Genomic DNA, 15,432 nt, shown 5'->3' with positions numbered 1-15,432 from the left:
GGTTCGACGAAATTCTTAGTACCGATCCGCTCGCTTTGACGAGCTTCTCTAGGAGATGGCGATGATCTCCAGCTCCTGGCCGCTTGTCTCCATCACATCGCCGACAGCCCTCCCCATCAGCAGCTGCGCCACCGGAGAGACGTAGGAAATCGATCCGGCCTTGGGATCTGCTTCGTCTTCGCCGACGAGCCGATATGTCTGCACGCGTCCGTCGTCGCGGCTGAAAGTGACCGTACTGCCGAAGGCAACCACGTCGGCTGACGTTGGGTCAGGCATGAGTTGGGCCGTGCGAAGTCTGGCCGATAAGTATCGGAGATCACGCAAAGGATTGGCAGCTTGGCGCCGCCGTTCGTTTACGTCTTCGATGGCGCTCGTCGCATCATAGGCCGTGCGCGCCTGTTGAAACTGCAGTTCGAGAGCCTTCAACCCGGCTTGCGTGACGAGGTTCGGATGCAGCGAAATTGCCCGGTCCGGCAACAGGGTTTCCGAAGCGGTTTCGAAACTCTCTTCCTTGGTGAAGGCAACAGCCAATCAATGACTCCATTTTAGACGCTACGCGCTCTTATGGTTAGTGTGGATGGTCCCACTCCGGAACCATACACCGATGGCCGACAAACCGCCAATCTTGCCCTGTTGCAAACGTCTACGGCCCAGAGGCGCCCCGGGAACGTCCGGGCCGACACCGCGTTTATCTCAACCGGATGCACTGTAGCGCAGGAGGAACGAATGCCCGGCCAGCAGCGAAAGAGCGGCGACACAGTCAGGATCAGACCATGCCTTCATTCCTGACGGAAGCGATGCCGCTGACGCCAAGCTGGTGGGAGATCGCCTTGCGGATCATACTGACGGTGATCGCGGGCGGACTGATTGGCCTCGATCGCGAGCGCGGCGGTCACCCGGCGGGCTTCAGGACTACTATCCTGGTGGCTCTTGCCGCCTGCCTGGCGATGATCCAGGCAAACCTCCTTCTATCGACCTACGGAAAAACCTTTAGTTATTTCACGCAGATGGACGTCCTGCGCTTTCCCCTCGGCGTGCTGACGGGCGTCGGCTTCATCGGCGGCGGCGCGATTCTGAGACGTGGCGACACGATGACCGGCGTCACCACGGCCGCTACCATGTGGTTCATGACCGTCGTCGGTCTCTGCTTCGGCGGTGGCCAGATCCTGACCGGGACGGTGGCGACCGCCGTCGCCTTCATCGTCTTGTCGCCAATGAAGCAGCTGGATATGTGGCTGCGTTGCGAACAGAAGGCAACACTCGTCATTCACAGCTCCGAAGCCGACTTGCCGGAATTATCGGAGGTGCTTGGACCGCTAGGTTGCGTTGCGCTGTTCGTTTCTTTTGGACAGACCAGCGAGGGCCGCCCTGGCGTCACGTTCGAACTGCGATGGATGTCCAAAAACCGCGACGCCTCCGCCCGCGCGATTTTCGATGCTGTTTCAGAGTCCTATCATGTCGCAGGATTTTCCATGCATTCGACTTCGACGTAACGAACTCGCAGGCTGTCGCACGATCATTTGGAAACATGCTGGGGTTTGCCCTTTGTCTTGGTCGATGCGAATTCCTCGAGCTGTTTTTCGCTCATGCTTTTTTCCATCTGCTTCGAAGCACCCTTGAGTTCTTTCTTGGGCGTCTCTCCGCGTTTGGCTGAAAGTGCGGCGCCCGCCGCCTTTTGCTGGGCCTTGGATTTGGCTGGCATTTCAATCTCCTCTCGTCCAGACGAGGCATGCCGACATCAATGTTTCCTGAGTTCCTCAGACTTGTGAGCGGCGCACTTCCCCGATTTATCGCTCTCGAACGATATATCGCGGGCTTTCCGCCGACGCCTTCACCATATGGCACTTGATCTTCGTCTGGCTGGTCTGTTTACTGGTCACTCTGTCCTCGGTGCTTCCCTGGCTGGTATCCCAGCTCACTTTGTCGCCCTTCTGCAATTGTCGCGTCATGGCGGCTCCTTGGAGAGGAAGCTGCGACCTGAGCCGCAGCCTGCCACTCCTCAATTGATGGTTGCCCACTGGCTGCGGACATCTCTGGCGTTCTTCGACAGGTGGACATGGGCATCGACGTGATCGACCCAGTCAATCGGGATCAGATGGTGTTTGCCGTCCTCCGAGTCGGACTTCGTCAACTTGATGCGGGTCGGACCATCAAGATGATCCACCGTCCCGACGTGGGTGCCGTCAGCCGTCAGAACTTCCATATGTTCACGGATCTGGTCTGCGGAAATCATCATTTCCTCCTTTGCGTCACTGGCAGTTACCTGTCGCAACGATGGGGAACGGAGTTGGTTCCAAGCCATATCGCCGCATACCGAAGGTGCAGTTGAATGCTTCATCCCCCGTGACAACGAGTGCGGCGACCGGCGAGATAGCAGATCGCGCCGGGAAAATTCCAGTTGGCTGTGGTTCGGCATGTCAGCTCAGTTTGGCTCATTGGAGTGAGGGGCAAGGCTGAGCGCTGCGCTAACCGTTTTCCCGCGGCTACCTGGGGCACTCTTCATTACACGATCGACAATTGCTTCTCGGCCTTACCCCAGGAGGACGACGCCAAGATCCTACGTCCCAAACATGGAATAGACGCTCGGCGATGCCTACACCGAGCCGGCCACCGATGTCCGCGGTTACATCAGCGACGTGAAGGCGCAAGATTGGGCGCGTCCCCGCCCACGACCGCGGTCACAGCACAGGTTCATTGGACGAGAAGCACGATGCCGGTCGCGCTCAGCGCCACGGTCCAGAGGCGATCAAAGTTGATCCATGCCGAGCGGAGTGCCGCAAGGCCGAGCCATTCGAAGACGGCGATCGCCACCACCGCGACGACGGCCAGCATTGCCGCGCCATGTACGGCAACGGCGGCAAGCGCGATCGGCAGCGAACTCGCGGTTGCAAGATCTCCCGCTCGATCCGCCACGCATAGGCTGAGTACCGCGGGAACCAGCATCAAGCCCGCCCCGTGGCTCGTTGCCATCAGGAAGGACCAGAGGCCAAGGCCTGCCATGCCGGCGCGCATGCCGACCCTCACCCGGGGGCGGTGCCCGTAAAGCACGCCGTAGGCAGCGACGCTGAGAATGAGCAGTGCCGCGACGAGCCTGAAATGGTGCGGCTCTAATACCGCGCCGAATGTGACGACCACCACCAGTGTGAGAGCGGCGGAGATGGCATGACCCACGGCAATTGGAGCAAGCGACAACCAGACGATCCGGCGGCTCTGGCGGTGAAGCCCCAGGGCGACCGCAAAGAGCCAGCCCATCGCCGGATTAATGCCGTGAAAGGCGCCGAGACCGACAATCGAAAGCCATGGCCAGACGGTCGTCATTCGCCCTGAGAAGACCGCACTGTCGCCTCCTCCTCCCTATGGATAACAATAGGAATCGGACGAGCAGTCGCCGCCTTCGAGGCGGACCTGATGCGGGCGGTGGCCCTTCGGCCAGTCGACGAAAAAGTTCTCGTCGAAGGCGATGCCGCCACCGTCGCCGACATCGAGTTTGACCATCCATCCGTCGATGCCGTCAGGGTAGAATTGCGGATCGATGGCGCCATAGAGCGAATTGGTGAAATAGATCCGCTTGCCGTCGCGGCTGATCTCCACCATCTGTGGCCCACCGTTCAGCGCTCCGTTTACAGCCTTCGGATGGGAGGTACGCGAAACGATCCCGCCGATCCGCACTCGGCCCGTTTCTTTCGGCGCGAAGGGATCGGAAACGTCATACTGGATCATATCGCCGGTGCCCCAACACGAGACGTAGAGAAAACGGTCGTCCATCGACAGGTCGATGTCAGTAACGAGCGGCGCCACGGCGCTGAACCCCTTGAGTACGGGAGGTAGCAAATCCGGGTCCGCCGGCTCCGCCGGAATCTCGATCACTTTCCTCACAGCCCACCGGTCTCCATCGCGATACCATGTCCAGATCGAGGCCGAGAGGTCCTTGAGGCTGATGACACAGCCGACAAAACCATAGGCCTTGGTCGGATCATGAGCCGGGCGCAGCTCGAAGACGAGCTGGTGCTCCTCGCCGAAATCGATCTCTTGCAGGTGCTTGCGCTTGTGCAGATCCCAGAAATGCAATCGGCGGCCATATTTCGAGCCGAGCAACACCTCGGGAACCAGCCCGTTCTCGAATGTATCCGGCGTGCCCCATTCGCTGGTGATCATCGTATCGTGACCGAGATGCCACCAGAAATCATAGGCAAGCTTCTGCGGCCCACGATCCATTTCCCACTGCCCGAGCACGTCGAAACTCTGGTGATCCAAGAGGAAGATGCCGCCTGGCGCCTTGCCGTCGCGATCGGCGAGCGCATTGATGTAAATTCCCTCGGGTCCGCAGTGGGTCGTGTGCAACCGGGAATAGTTCGCCTTCTCGGCAATCTCCGAAGGCTCGATCACGCGAATGATCTTGGGATTGCGCGGATCCGGCTTGGTGTCGATGATGTGCAGACGCGAGGACCGCAAGCCCGGCACCACCAGATACCGCCGCTCGACATGCGGATGCGGCGCATTGGGGCAAAGACAGGACGAGCAGGCATTCCAGCCGAAATGGTGAAGCTCGTCGCCAAGGTTTGGCATCTCGACCTGTCCGACAATCTGCGAATAGCTTGAAGACGCCGGGTCGACGTCGACGACGGCGATTGCATCCGGTCGCCTTCGCTCTGGGTCGAACGCTGCAACATAGGCGAGCGTTTCCTTTGGAGCCTTGGCCGCCATGCGCGGTGATGGATAGAAGGAAGGATCGGGTCGCCACGTCGCCATCTCCATTCTCCCTGCTGGTATTCCCCATGCGTGGATCCTGATGCAGGCTCTGTTGATGCGGCAAAAACGCGTCGGAAATACGGCCTATCGGCCTTATTTCTTCGATTGAACGCTTGAAGCGCCTTACCGCCAAAATTGGATATACACGACGATCGTAGCGAGCGCGCTCAGGCCCGAACCGATCGATCGTGCCGCAGTCACGACGTTCCCTCATACGCTGTATGTGGGGAGAGCGCGCGACAGGGATTCGAACTGTTGCGAGCAATCCGCGCAAGGAAATGCTCGCAAGCTGATCTCATCGGCGAAACTATCCACCAGAGCGGCGATCTGCCGATAGCTCGACCCGGCACGCCTCGCCGAATTCGAGTAGAACGTTCAATGCGCCTGATCTAGCCATACCCTTGATCTCAGAGAGGGAGCGGTTGGGAGCCAGATAAGTCTCGACAATCCTCTCCATCACCAACTCGGCCGCGTCTACAACCGGGCGCGTGGAAAAGAGCCGCATCTGGGCCACTAACGCGTAACAGAAGACGAGATCGGAGACGTCGTCCTTCTGGTGGCTGATTGCGTCACCATAGAGCCGTGTGGCTTCAGCGATGAAATCGGAAAAAACCTTTTGCGCTTGGCCATCTCGGCGTCGCGCTGCTTTTCCCTGGCCTGTGATCGCTGAGTCGTCCAAGTGGTAACAAAGGAGGTCAGGCTGCCGATCGCGACGCCTGCGAGCCCCATCAGAGCAGATAGGTATTCGCTCAAGAGTTTGTCCTCTTAAAGGAAGCTAGCACGGCTATAACGACACCATGCCAAGCTATAGCAGCCGATCCTGCAAGCCGGGCAGATGTCGGCATGTCGGGAGCGTGGCGAATTCTCTCTAGTCAGCGAGCGGAGGGCCTACCCACACGCCTGGCGGTATCGCCGGAATGTAATTTGCCAATCCGTTCAGCATCGCCTGCAAGACACTGTCGGTCAGTTCGCGTAGCGCTTCGGCTGGCCCCACGAGACGGTCCACCAACAGGAGCGTCAGGCCATGCAACTGCGACCAGAACACCAGGATGGCACCGTCGAGTTTGCTTTCGTTTTCGGCGGTGTGCGGAATCTCGCACCCCAAGGCGCCGCCGCTCATCGCATCCACGATCAGGGCTTTCATCCTGTAGGCAGCGGTCCTCTCTATCGCCGGACGGTCGCTATCCTGGCCCGTCAGGTAGCCGCCGAACATCAATCTGTAAAGCGCAGGATTATGAACGCCGCCACAGACGTAGGCGCCTGCCATGGCAGCCAGTCGCTCCCGCGGACTGCCAAGATCCCTGGTGGCTTTGGCCATCCGCTCTGCCAGGAGTTCGAACCCTACCGCCGAAACGGCGGCCAGCAGCTCACGCTTGTCGGCGAAGTGCTTATAGGGCGCATTATGGCTGACGCCCGCCCGCCGGGCGAGCTCCCGGAGGGAGAACTCCGTGCTCTGGGATTCGCTTAGAACTTCGAGGGCCGCATCTACGATGGCCCTGTGGAGATCCCCGTGATGGTAGGGGCGCTGATCTGCGGTCGAGTTGTTCCTGCTCATACTCATCCATTAGGTTGCAATGTTGTCCATGTCAACATTTTGTGATCGACCCGATGTTGACATTGTCCACTCTACAATAAGTGGGCATTGTCAACATCGGGCAACGCCCGTGAAACCCATCCAGATTGGAGATTCAGATGAAAACGCTTAACAGCGTCTGCGTTTCGATACCCCCGACCGCAATCGGAAGATCGGAGAGGTGCAGTGGCCCTCGCGCCTGCCCCAAAACCCGGAAAAGGAGTTCGCTGTCACCGGGGTCTCCACTGTCCCATCGGAGCGACAGGCGCGTGACTGGTTCCGAAAGAATCGAAACTCGAAGCGGCAGGTGCTCATTTTCGTCCATGGCTTCAACAACACCTATGCCGACGCGGTCTTTCGCTTGGCGCAGATCGTCCATGATTCCGGAACCGACGCGGCTCCAATCCTCTTCACGTGGCCCTCGAGAGGCCGTGTCTTCGACTACCTTTATGACAGGGAGAGCGCAAATTATTCTCGCCGCGCCCTGGAGGATCTGATCCTTCAGGCTGCAAGAAGTCCCGACGTCGACGACGTGACGATCCTGGCCCACTCCATGGGAGGCTGGCTTGCAGCGGAGGCCCTGCGCGGTGTTGCCATGCGGGAGAAATCGATACCGTCCAAGGTCAGGAATGTCATCCTGGCATCCCCGGACATCGACATCGACGTGTTTCGCCGTCAGTTCACGGAAATGGGGCCGAAGAGGCCGCACTTTGCGATCCTGACATCGACGCGCGACAAGGCGCCGGAGGTGTCCGGCTGGCTGTCGGGTGGCGTCAACCGCGTCGGCGGCACCGATCTCAGACCCTATGCACCCCTTCTCGACCAACTCGGCGTTTCCGTGATCGACACGAGCGGCATCGCAACCAGCGATCCGCTCGGCCACAACGCTTTCGCCGACAGTCCCGAGATCGTGCGCATGCTCGGGCGGCGGCTGGCGGGGCAGAGCCTGGAGGGCGGAAAGGCAGGCGTTGCCGATGAGATCGGGATGACAGCGGCCAACTTCGCCGGCTCGGCAGCGCGCGTAGCCGTTGCGGCTCCGGTGGCCATCATCAGTCCGGAGGCACGCGATGCGCTGAAACGGGAGCTTTCCTCCGATGATGGAAAGATCGTCAACGGGCAGATCTCGTACTGAGCCTTCAGCGGGATTCTGCGATGAGGATCCGTCTGAAATCCCCTGTCCGGCAACTTACCGGCCGGACAGGGCTTCACTTCGAGACGATAGGATTCGAAGCCGTACGCCCAAAGGACTCGCAAATGGAAAGTCGCCTGATCCATCGATCGAGTCACGCGCAGAAGAGAGATCCCACATTGTCGAAACCGCCACCACAGCGTGCCGGCGATACGGACCATTGAAAACGAACGTCACCGATATTGCCCGACTGATCGGAAAGTCGCCGGCAAGCGTGTACAAGGTCTTCCCTACTAAGGCTGCCGTACTGGACGCCGTGGCGGCGAGATTCTTCGAGCATCGTTTCTGCTTTACCCAGTCTGCTGAAAGCGGCCAAGCCAGTGCAGGAGCGTTTGAAAGAAACGATCTGGAACAGCACCGACTGTTGCTGCAGGCGCGGACAATGACGCTGCGGTCGAACGCGCACGAGCCATCATGGTGCAGTTGACGGTGTTCGGTTCCCGAGGCGGTGGTCGAAGCGTGAACACCTATGATGCCGGCAGCAACGGGAATTTCGACGACGAGCTGCCCCATCTCGACACTCGGCACTGATCACTCCGCCCTCGCATACAGAATTCAGCTCGCTGCATTGGCCTTCGCGGCACGATCTTGCTCAACTGCCATTTCCAAAGGGAAAAAAGCTTGCCGTCTGTCGGAGAGACGCCAGCGGCATCCAGAGCCCACTTCCGCTCGCAGGGTTCAAAGTGCTTGGTACCGACAATAGAGGCCACGAGGTCCATTGTCGGGAGGCGCCGAGATCATTCAATATCGTTGATGCTATCCATAAGCTCTATTCGTTTGAATGATGAGTTCCCGACGCCCATATTAACAGCGTGGACATGGACGAACCTCCCATCGACGACCATGTCCCTGACCCAGGAAAGGAACTGGATAATGACCACGCTCACCTATCGGGGTGGTGGCAAGACCCTCACCTCCGGCGAAGGCCGCTTCGATCTGGGCCATTACGCCCACAAGCTCGTGCTTGCCTGGACGCGCTGGCGGACCGCCCGTGAAATCGAAGCCATGCCGTTTGACGTCCGCAAGGATATCGGCTGGCCGAGCACCGACGACAGCAAACACCGGACCATGTAATGAATGCGACATTCCTCCTGAGATGAGGGCGGCGTCTGCCTCGCGCAACGCCGCCTTTTTCCTGTCCGCTGTGCCGTTCCCAGCCGTTTTCAGCCCCGAATATCAGTCGCGTGTAGCCTGTCTTCTGCCCCGATCGGCGATTTGACCGGTCAAATTCCGGTCAATGTCGCATATTTGCTCTTCCCGGCCGCATTTTTCCATGCCACTGTCGCTTTTAGGACATCGGCGCGACGCATTCCGCGCAACGAATATGTCATCGCCCCTCGAGCATGGATTTCGCTATGAACAGGATGCAGATCAAGAAGCGCTCACTGGTCTTCTTTATGGTACCGCAATTCACCATGCTGCCCTTTTCGGCAGCGGTGGACACCTTGCGCATCGCCAACCGCATGCTCGGCTATCAGGCCTATACCTGGCGGCTCGCCTCGGTCGACGGAGAGAAGGTCTATTCCTCCTGCGGCATCGGCATCGAGGCAAATTCCTCGCTCGCCGAGGAACGCCGGCATCTGGGCGGCGAAAACCGTCCCGGCATGGTGCTCGTCTGTTCCGGCATCGATATCGAGGAATTCAACAATAAATCCGTCAATGCCTGGCTGCGCGAATGCTACAATCGCGGCGTCGCCGTCGGCAGCCTCTGTACGGGCGCGCATGTGCTGGCTCAGGCCGGCCTCCTGAACGGCAAACGCTGCGCCATCCATTGGGAGAACCTGCCAGGCTTTTCCGAAGCCTTTCCGCAGGCGGAGGTCTATGCCGACCTCTACGAGGTCGACGGCAATCTCTATACCTGCGCCGGCGGCACCGCCTCGCTCGACATGATGCTGAACCTGATTGGCGAGGATTTCGGCGAAAGCCTCGTCAACCGCATCTGCGAGCAGCACCTGACCGACCGCGTGCGCAACCCGCACGACCGCCAGCGCCTGCCGCTGCGCGCCCGTCTTGGCGTGCAGAACGCCAAGGTTCTGTCGATCATCGAGCTGATGGAAGGCAATCTCGCCGAGCCGCTGTCGCTGATCGAGATCGCCGATGGCGCCGGCCTCTCCCGACGCCAGATCGAACGGCTGTTCCGCCAGGAGATGGGCCGTTCGCCGGCCCGCTACTATCTGGAAATTCGCCTTGACCGCGCGCGCCACCTGCTGGTTCAGTCCTCGATGCCCGTCGTCGAGGTCGCCGTCGCCTGCGGCTTCGTCTCGGCCTCGCATTTCTCCAAGTGTTATCGCGAACTCTACCACCGCTCACCGCAGCAGGAACGCGCCGAGCGCAAGATGACCATGGCGACGGCAAGACAGGCTGTTGCGGCTTGAGGCATCGGAAGGTCGCCGAGTGATAGGGCCGTGTCGGCCCCTCATCCGCCTGCCGGCCCCTTCTCCCCGCTTGCGGGGCGAAGGGGATACGCCGCACCGGCTTCCTCAGCCTCAACGCTGCATTTGGCATGCCCCCTCGCCCCGTTTAACCGGGGAGAGGGTTAGGGTGAGGGGCTGCCATTGGCGCAAACCGGACGGTGGCGAGAGGCTAATTACCGGAAGCAGTCCTACTGCGCCACCTCTTCCGTCATCCTGGCGTCGGAATAGACCTGGTTACGGCCGCGATGCTTGGCCATATAGAGGAACTGGTCGGCGGCGTTGAGATAATTCTCGAAGGTTTCATAGCCGCCGATTTCGGCGATGCCGATCGAGATGGTGACGCCGAGTTCCTCGTCGTCGGCCGTTACCTTCAGCCGCGAAATATCCGAGCGGATCTCGTCGCAGAGCTTGGTGGCGGCCGCCGAGTCCATCTGCGGAAAGAGGATGGCGAACTCCTCGCCGCCGAGGCGCGACAACAGGTTGTCGCTGCCGTCGAAGATCGTGAACAGCCTGTTTGCAACTGCTTTCAGCACCTTGTCGCCGATCTCGTGGCCGTATGTGTCGTTCAGCCGCTTGAAGTGGTCAATATCGAGGATGGCGACCGAGCTCGGCACTTTCAACCGCAAGCACTCGTTCACCAGCTTCGGGCCATTGTCATAGAAATAGCGGCGGTTATAGAGGCCGGTCAGATAGTCGCAGGCCGCAGCGGCCCTCAACTGGCGCATCTGCGCCAGTGTTTCCGCATTGTTTGCGATGCGGCATTGCAGCTCCTCGGCCACGAAGGGCCGGTAGACGAAATCGCTGGCGCCGGCTTTGAGGAAACTCGCGGACAGCATGCGATCATTGGAGGAGGAGACGCCGATGACGCGCAACCGGTCCGAACCGAAGCGATGGCGGATGCGCCGCGTCAGCTCGTAGCCGCTCATATCCGGCATGTGATGATCGGTGACGACGAGTTCGATATCGCTATAGGCTTCGAGCGCCGCCAGCGCCTCGAGCCCCGAGCTTGCCTCGACGACCAGATATTGCTGTGCCTTAAGGAGATCGACGAGAACCTGGCGTACCGAGACGACATCGTCGACGACGAGCACCCGCGTCTTGCGGTTGGAGATCGCACGGCGGACGGTGGCGACCAGATTGTCGAGCGCGAACTCATTGTCCTTCAGCACGTAATCGATGACATTGCGCTCCATGATCCTGTTGCGCGTATTGAGATCGAACGTGGCGGTGAAGACGATTGCTGGAATATCGTGCTCGATCGTGCAGTCGAGCGCCTCGCCATAGGGCGAATCCGGCAGGTTCAGATCGACGACCGCCATGGTGTAGCCGTGACCGTCTTCGGCAAGTTCCCTGCGAAGCGCCTTCAGCGACGAGCAGGATTTGACGGCAAGGCCAAGTTCCGTTTGGAACCGATGGCAAAGCACGGCGGAAAACATTCGAGAATCTTCAACCAGAAGCATCTTTAGCCCGCCGGAACGCAGCCCGATGCCATCTCGCTGAAAATCCGCCTGAAAAGCCACAGCCCCTATTCCCCCTTGCGCCTTATGGGCTCGACTCGGCCCTTCCCCCGGCGCGGCGGACGATAACCGAGAGGCTCATCCGCGTGAAGGGGACAAATATCCTGGTTACCTATAATTGCAAAAATCCAGCGCCCGGCAGCGCCGATCGCCCCCGGCTTCCTCGCGATCCAGATCCTGGAAGGGCCGTCAGGCAACCGCCCGCTCCTTGCGCATGGACTGAATCTGCAGCAGCGTGTCGAGATTCTGGTTGACGCGGCAGTAGAACTCCTCGTCGATGAAGGGACGCAGCATGAAATCATTGCCGCCGGCCTTCAGAAACCGCGCCGAAAGCAGCCGGTTCGAGGACGAGGAAACACCGATGATGCGCAATTCGTGCGAGCCGATATGAGCCCGGATGCGCCGCGTCAGTTCAAAGCCGTCTATATCGGGCATATTGTAGTCGGTGATCATCAGGCCGATATCGCGACTGGCCTTCAGGATCTCCAGCGCCTTGGCGCCGTTTTCGGCGGTGCTCACTCGGAAATTATAGCGCTTCAGCCGGCTCGACAGCAGGGCGCGCGCCGTCGCGCTGTCGTCGACGATCAGCACGTGATGGCGATGATTGGTCAGAAACCGGCAGATCGACTCCGCCAGAAGGTCGACGGCGAAAATATTGTCTTTGAGGATATAGTCGACAATGTCCTTGGCGATCAGTTTGTCGCGCATGCCTTCATGGAAGGTGCCGGTAAACACAATGGTCGGTATGGAGAGATCGACCAGATATTCCAGCGCCTCGCCGTTTTCGGCGCCGGGCAGGTTGATGTTCGAGATCGCCAGCGTGATCGGGTCGGAAGACTTGTCGTAGGAAAACTGCAGATCCTCGAAGCTGCGGCAGATCTCGACATCGATGTCGAACAGCTCCTTCAGGCGCTTGCTGATCATGGAGGTGAATACGTTGGAATCTTCCGCGACAATAATCCGCGCACCGGCAAACATTTCCCCGGAATATTGCATCCCCGAAATACCTAGAAACGCCATAAGCAAACCTTTGATGTAAATTCTGTCCCCGAGCCAATTCGATACATCAATTGATTTGAATAATTATTAATCAGCATCTGCCGCTGCGAAATGAACACGCGGCGCAATGGTGCGCCTGCGATTTCTTTGCGGATATGATTAAGAGTCTGATCGAGAAAGCGGGATAGCGGACCAGCCTTCGTGTCATGAGCTTGATCATTGCAGCCTGGATGAACGTAGCGCATGCTGCTTCTATCATGTTGACGCCTGGTAGCGGACGTCCGGATCATCCGATCTCTCCGCGTTTGTCGCCTAGATACGCAGGCATTAATCAGACACAGACGGCAAACCCAGCGAGCGCGCCTCGATCTTGTGCAGCAATTCGAGGGCCGAAAACTGGCCCGCCTTGACCTCGGTGATATGATAGCCCGGCTTCACCGGCCGGCCGTCATGGTAAAAAACAGGGAAGAGTCCCTGGCGCCGGCAAGCACGCTGAGCAGCATACCGAGATCGATATCGGTCTCCTGAATTCTACTGTTGTCGATGGCATTCATTTGCGCTAATCATCGCTTCAATGATTCAAGGATTATTGAAATATGGATCAACGTCAAGCCCTCGCCGCATTTGGCGCGCTTTCACAGGAAACGCGCCTCCACATCATTCGCATGCTTGTCGTATCGGGTCCTGATGGAATGGCGGCAGGCGCCATCGCCGTAAAGGCGGAGGTTTCCCCGTCCAACATCTCCTTCCATTTGAAGGAGCTGGAACGAGCCGGCCTTATTGGCCAACAGCGCGAATCCCGCTCGATCATCTACACGGCCAATTACGAAGCGCTCGGCGGCCTGATCCGCTTCCTAATGGAGGATTGCTGCAGCGCAAATGCAGAGATCTGCGCCCCCGCTGCCACTGTCGCCGCATGCTGCGCACCTGCAAACAAGGAGGAACTGCAGTGACCACAGACCGCGTTTACAATGTGCTCTTTCTCTGCACCGCCAATTCTTCCCGCTCGATCTTGGCTGAATCCATTCTGAAGACCGAGGGCAAGGGCCGATTCAAGGCCTATTCCGCCGGCAGCCAGCCGAGGGGCGAGGTCAATCCTCTGGCGCTGAAGGAGCTTGCGGCACTCGGTTATCCCTCGGCCGGCTTTCGCTCGAAGAGCTGGGACGAATTTGCCAAACCTGAAGCACCGGAGATGGATTTCATCTTCACCGTCTGCGACACCGCCCACGGTGAAGCCTGCCCTGTCTGGATCGGCCATCCGATGACCGCTCACTGGGGCGTCGAGGATCCGGCCGCCGTCGAGGGCAGCGAGGTCGAGAAGGGCCGTGCCTTCGCGCAGGCCGCCCGCTTCCTCAAGAACCGGATCATGGCCTTCCTCAGCCTGCCCTTGTCGTCGATCGACAAGCTGGCGCTGGAGCAGCATCTGCGCCAGATCGGCGCGATGGAGGGCTCGACCGCTAAACCGGCGGGCGCCGGCTGATGGCGTCGTTCGATCTACCGCGCCGGCTGGTCGCAGAGGCCCTCGGCACCGCCATGCTGGTCGCAACCGTCGTTGGATCCGCCATCATGGCGGCATCGCTGACCGCGGATACGGGACTTGCCCTGCTCGGCAACACGCTGGCGACCGGCGCCATGCTGGTGGTGCTGATCACCGTTCTCGGACCCATCTCCGGCGCCCATTTCAATCCGGCCGTCTCGCTCGTCTTTGCCATGTCGCGCACGCTGGCGAAACGCGATCTCTCTGGATATGTCGCCGCGCAGATCGTCGGCGGCATTGTCGGAACCGTCATCGCTCATCTAATGTTCGCCCTGCCGATCGTCGAGTTGTCGAGCAAGGTGCGCACCGGCGACGCGCAATGGTTTTCCGAAGGTGTCGCGACCTTCGGTCTGGTCGCCATCATCCTTGCCGGCATCAGGTTCGAGCAGAAGGCGGTGCCGTGGCTGGTCGGCCTCTACATCACCGCCGCCTATTGGTTCACCGCCTCGACCTCCTTCGCCAATCCGGCCGTCGCCTTGGCCCGCTCGCTGACAGACACTTTCTCCGGCATCCGCCCAATCGATCTTCCCGGATTCTGGATCGCCGAAATATCCGGTGCTGTCGCAGCCCTTCTCCTGTTCACCTGGCTGTTACAGCCTGGCGCTTCGTCAACGCTATCGTCAGAGGCAAAACTATGAATGTCACCATCTACCACAATCCCGCGTGCGGCACGTCGCGCAATACGCTGGCGATCATCCGCAACGCCGGTATCGAACCTGATATCATCGACTATGTGAGGAACCCGCCATCGCGTGAGGAACTGGCAAGAATGATCGCCGATGCCGGCCTCACCGTGCGCCAGGCCCTTCGCGACAAAGATACGCTCTATGCCGAACTCGGCCTCGACAATCCTGATCTGACCGACGATCAGCTTCTCGACGCCATGCTGGCGGAGCCGATCCTGATCAACCGGCCCTTCGTCATCACACCGCTTGGCACACGCCTGTCGCGGCCTTCCGAGGTGGTCCTGGAAATCCTGCCGGAGACGCACAAGGGTGCCTTCACCAAGGAAGACGGCGAGAAGGTCCTGGATGCGGAGGGCAAGCGCATTATCTGAGCCGTCCAGCCTGACAGGTCCGCAACCCTATTTGACGACCGCCGAGCCTTTGATGATGTCGATCGTCTCGCCGCCATCGAGCCCGATCCGGTCGCCGTCGGGTGTCGTCATGAAGCAGCCGGAGGAGCAGAGGCTTTCGGAAGCGCCGGCATCGACCACGACTTCGACGCGCTGGCCGCCCTCGGTGATGATGAGCACCACGGCGGCTGGATCGGTGTTGGTGATGGATGCCGCATTGACCGCCGGCGCGGCAAGCAGCGGGACAAGCAGAACGGCGGCAAATCTTGCCATCATATGCGGCGGCGCTGACGCGCCCTCCCCTCGAAAGATCGGTGCTGCCCTCGGCAGCGATCCCGATGGAAGGGATCATGCACATAGACCTGTGAATGATGGCTGA

Annotated in this window: 19 protein-coding genes and 2 pseudogenes; 9 read left to right on the top strand and 12 right to left on the bottom strand. The window is 59.7% G+C overall.

The window, feature by feature from the left end:
• Window positions 1-48 precede the first annotated feature (48 nt).
• A complete protein-coding gene (greA, locus tag HJB91_RS04505; protein ID WP_221153515.1) occupies window positions 49-531 on the bottom strand; it encodes a transcription elongation factor GreA in 483 nt (160 codons plus the stop codon).
• Between the two features lie 242 nt (window positions 532-773).
• Between greA and HJB91_RS04500 the strand changes: the two genes are divergently transcribed.
• Window positions 774-1,493: an MgtC/SapB family protein gene (locus HJB91_RS04500; RefSeq protein ID WP_221145297.1), complete on the top strand. Its 720-nt coding sequence runs from the start codon at window positions 774-776 to the stop codon at window positions 1,491-1,493.
• A gap of 23 nt (window positions 1,494-1,516) precedes the next feature.
• Here the strand turns inward: HJB91_RS04500 and HJB91_RS04495 are convergent, their stop codons facing one another.
• From HJB91_RS04495 to HJB91_RS04470, 7 genes and pseudogenes are all read right to left on the bottom strand, one after another.
• A complete protein-coding gene (locus tag HJB91_RS04495) occupies window positions 1,517-1,702 on the bottom strand; it encodes a DUF3008 family protein (RefSeq protein ID WP_210630956.1) in 186 nt (61 codons plus the stop codon).
• 85 nt (window positions 1,703-1,787) lie between these two features.
• Window positions 1,788-1,949 (bottom strand): DUF2945 domain-containing protein, encoded by a 162-nt coding sequence (locus HJB91_RS04490; RefSeq protein ID WP_405048788.1) that lies wholly within the window; start codon window positions 1,947-1,949, stop codon window positions 1,788-1,790.
• Between the two features lie 50 nt (window positions 1,950-1,999).
• Window positions 2,000-2,233: a DUF2171 domain-containing protein gene (locus tag HJB91_RS04485; RefSeq protein ID WP_210630954.1), complete on the bottom strand. Its 234-nt coding sequence runs from the start codon at window positions 2,231-2,233 to the stop codon at window positions 2,000-2,002.
• A gap of 458 nt (window positions 2,234-2,691) precedes the next feature.
• Window positions 2,692-3,318, bottom strand: a complete 627-nt coding sequence (locus HJB91_RS04480; protein ID WP_210630953.1) for a hypothetical protein — start codon at window positions 3,316-3,318, stop codon at window positions 2,692-2,694.
• Window positions 3,319-3,354: 36 nt separating this feature from the next.
• On the bottom strand, window positions 3,355-4,749 hold the full coding sequence (locus HJB91_RS04475; RefSeq protein ID WP_210630952.1) for a selenium-binding family protein: 1,395 nt from the start codon (window positions 4,747-4,749) through the stop codon (window positions 3,355-3,357).
• A gap of 307 nt (window positions 4,750-5,056) precedes the next feature.
• Window positions 5,057-5,502, bottom strand: a pseudogene (locus HJB91_RS30580) (DUF1184 domain-containing protein).
• 115 nt (window positions 5,503-5,617) lie between these two features.
• Complete coding sequence (locus tag HJB91_RS04470) at window positions 5,618-6,304, bottom strand: TetR/AcrR family transcriptional regulator (RefSeq protein ID WP_221153514.1); 687 nt, start codon at window positions 6,302-6,304, stop codon at window positions 5,618-5,620.
• Window positions 6,305-6,447: 143 nt separating this feature from the next.
• On the opposite strand from HJB91_RS04470, the pseudogene HJB91_RS04465 reads away from it, so the two are divergent.
• The 4 genes and pseudogenes from HJB91_RS04465 to HJB91_RS31225 form a co-directional block, all read left to right on the top strand.
• Window positions 6,448-7,454: pseudogene (locus tag HJB91_RS04465) on the top strand (alpha/beta hydrolase); the annotation flags it as partial.
• A 217-nt stretch (window positions 7,455-7,671) separates the two neighbouring features.
• Complete coding sequence (locus HJB91_RS31110; RefSeq protein WP_311044434.1) at window positions 7,672-7,938, top strand: hypothetical protein; 267 nt, start codon at window positions 7,672-7,674, stop codon at window positions 7,936-7,938.
• A 446-nt stretch (window positions 7,939-8,384) separates the two neighbouring features.
• Complete coding sequence (locus HJB91_RS04455; protein ID WP_064803254.1) at window positions 8,385-8,585, top strand: hypothetical protein; 201 nt, start codon at window positions 8,385-8,387, stop codon at window positions 8,583-8,585.
• Window positions 8,586-8,866: 281 nt separating this feature from the next.
• Entirely contained in the window at window positions 8,867-9,886 is a 1,020-nt protein-coding gene (locus HJB91_RS31225) for a GlxA family transcriptional regulator (protein ID WP_041678677.1), read from the top strand.
• Window positions 9,887-10,113: 227 nt separating this feature from the next.
• On the opposite strand, the gene HJB91_RS04445 is transcribed toward HJB91_RS31225, so the two are convergent.
• From HJB91_RS04445 to HJB91_RS04435, 3 genes are all read right to left on the bottom strand, one after another.
• A complete protein-coding gene (locus HJB91_RS04445) occupies window positions 10,114-11,445 on the bottom strand; it encodes a diguanylate cyclase (RefSeq protein WP_221153512.1) in 1,332 nt (443 codons plus the stop codon).
• Window positions 11,446-11,631: 186 nt separating this feature from the next.
• Window positions 11,632-12,462 carry a response regulator gene (locus HJB91_RS04440; protein WP_210630948.1) on the bottom strand — a complete coding sequence of 277 codons (831 nt, stop codon included), beginning with the start codon at window positions 12,460-12,462 and terminating at the stop codon, window positions 11,632-11,634.
• Window positions 12,450-12,686, bottom strand: coding sequence for a hypothetical protein (locus HJB91_RS04435; RefSeq protein ID WP_210630947.1), 237 nt, complete (start codon window positions 12,684-12,686; stop codon window positions 12,450-12,452). Before HJB91_RS04435 ends, HJB91_RS04440 begins: the two co-directional genes overlap by 13 nt.
• Window positions 12,687-13,037: 351 nt before the next feature.
• On the opposite strand from HJB91_RS04435, the gene HJB91_RS04430 reads away from it, so the two are divergent.
• Genes HJB91_RS04430 through arsC form a run of 4 tightly spaced genes read left to right on the top strand, consistent with a single transcriptional unit; the run spans window position 13,038 to window position 15,035 of the window.
• Window positions 13,038-13,394 carry a helix-turn-helix transcriptional regulator gene (locus tag HJB91_RS04430; protein WP_210630946.1) on the top strand — a complete coding sequence of 119 codons (357 nt, stop codon included), beginning with the start codon at window positions 13,038-13,040 and terminating at the stop codon, window positions 13,392-13,394.
• The gene (locus tag HJB91_RS04425) at window positions 13,391-13,921 is read left to right on the top strand and encodes an arsenate reductase ArsC (protein WP_210630945.1); all 531 of its coding nucleotides are present in this window, start codon (window positions 13,391-13,393) and stop codon (window positions 13,919-13,921) included. Before HJB91_RS04430 ends, HJB91_RS04425 begins: the two co-directional genes overlap by 4 nt.
• Entirely contained in the window at window positions 13,921-14,616 is a 696-nt protein-coding gene (locus HJB91_RS04420; protein ID WP_210630944.1) for an MIP/aquaporin family protein, read from the top strand. The genes HJB91_RS04425 and HJB91_RS04420 overlap by 1 nt, the downstream gene beginning before the upstream one ends.
• Window positions 14,613-15,035, top strand: a complete 423-nt coding sequence (arsC, locus tag HJB91_RS04415; RefSeq protein ID WP_210630943.1) for an arsenate reductase (glutaredoxin) — start codon at window positions 14,613-14,615, stop codon at window positions 15,033-15,035. The genes HJB91_RS04420 and arsC overlap by 4 nt, the downstream gene beginning before the upstream one ends.
• Before the next feature lie 27 nt (window positions 15,036-15,062).
• Here the strand turns inward: arsC and HJB91_RS04410 are convergent, their stop codons facing one another.
• The gene (locus HJB91_RS04410) at window positions 15,063-15,329 is read right to left on the bottom strand and encodes a hypothetical protein (protein WP_210630942.1); all 267 of its coding nucleotides are present in this window, start codon (window positions 15,327-15,329) and stop codon (window positions 15,063-15,065) included.
• Window positions 15,330-15,432: the final 103 nt, after the last annotated feature.

Source organism: Rhizobium sp. NLR10b, assembly GCF_019685435.1.
Taxonomy (GTDB): domain Bacteria; phylum Pseudomonadota; class Alphaproteobacteria; order Rhizobiales; family Rhizobiaceae; genus Rhizobium.
Note: the sequence above shows the minus strand (reverse complement) of the source record. Positions and strands in the feature narration are given on the sequence as shown.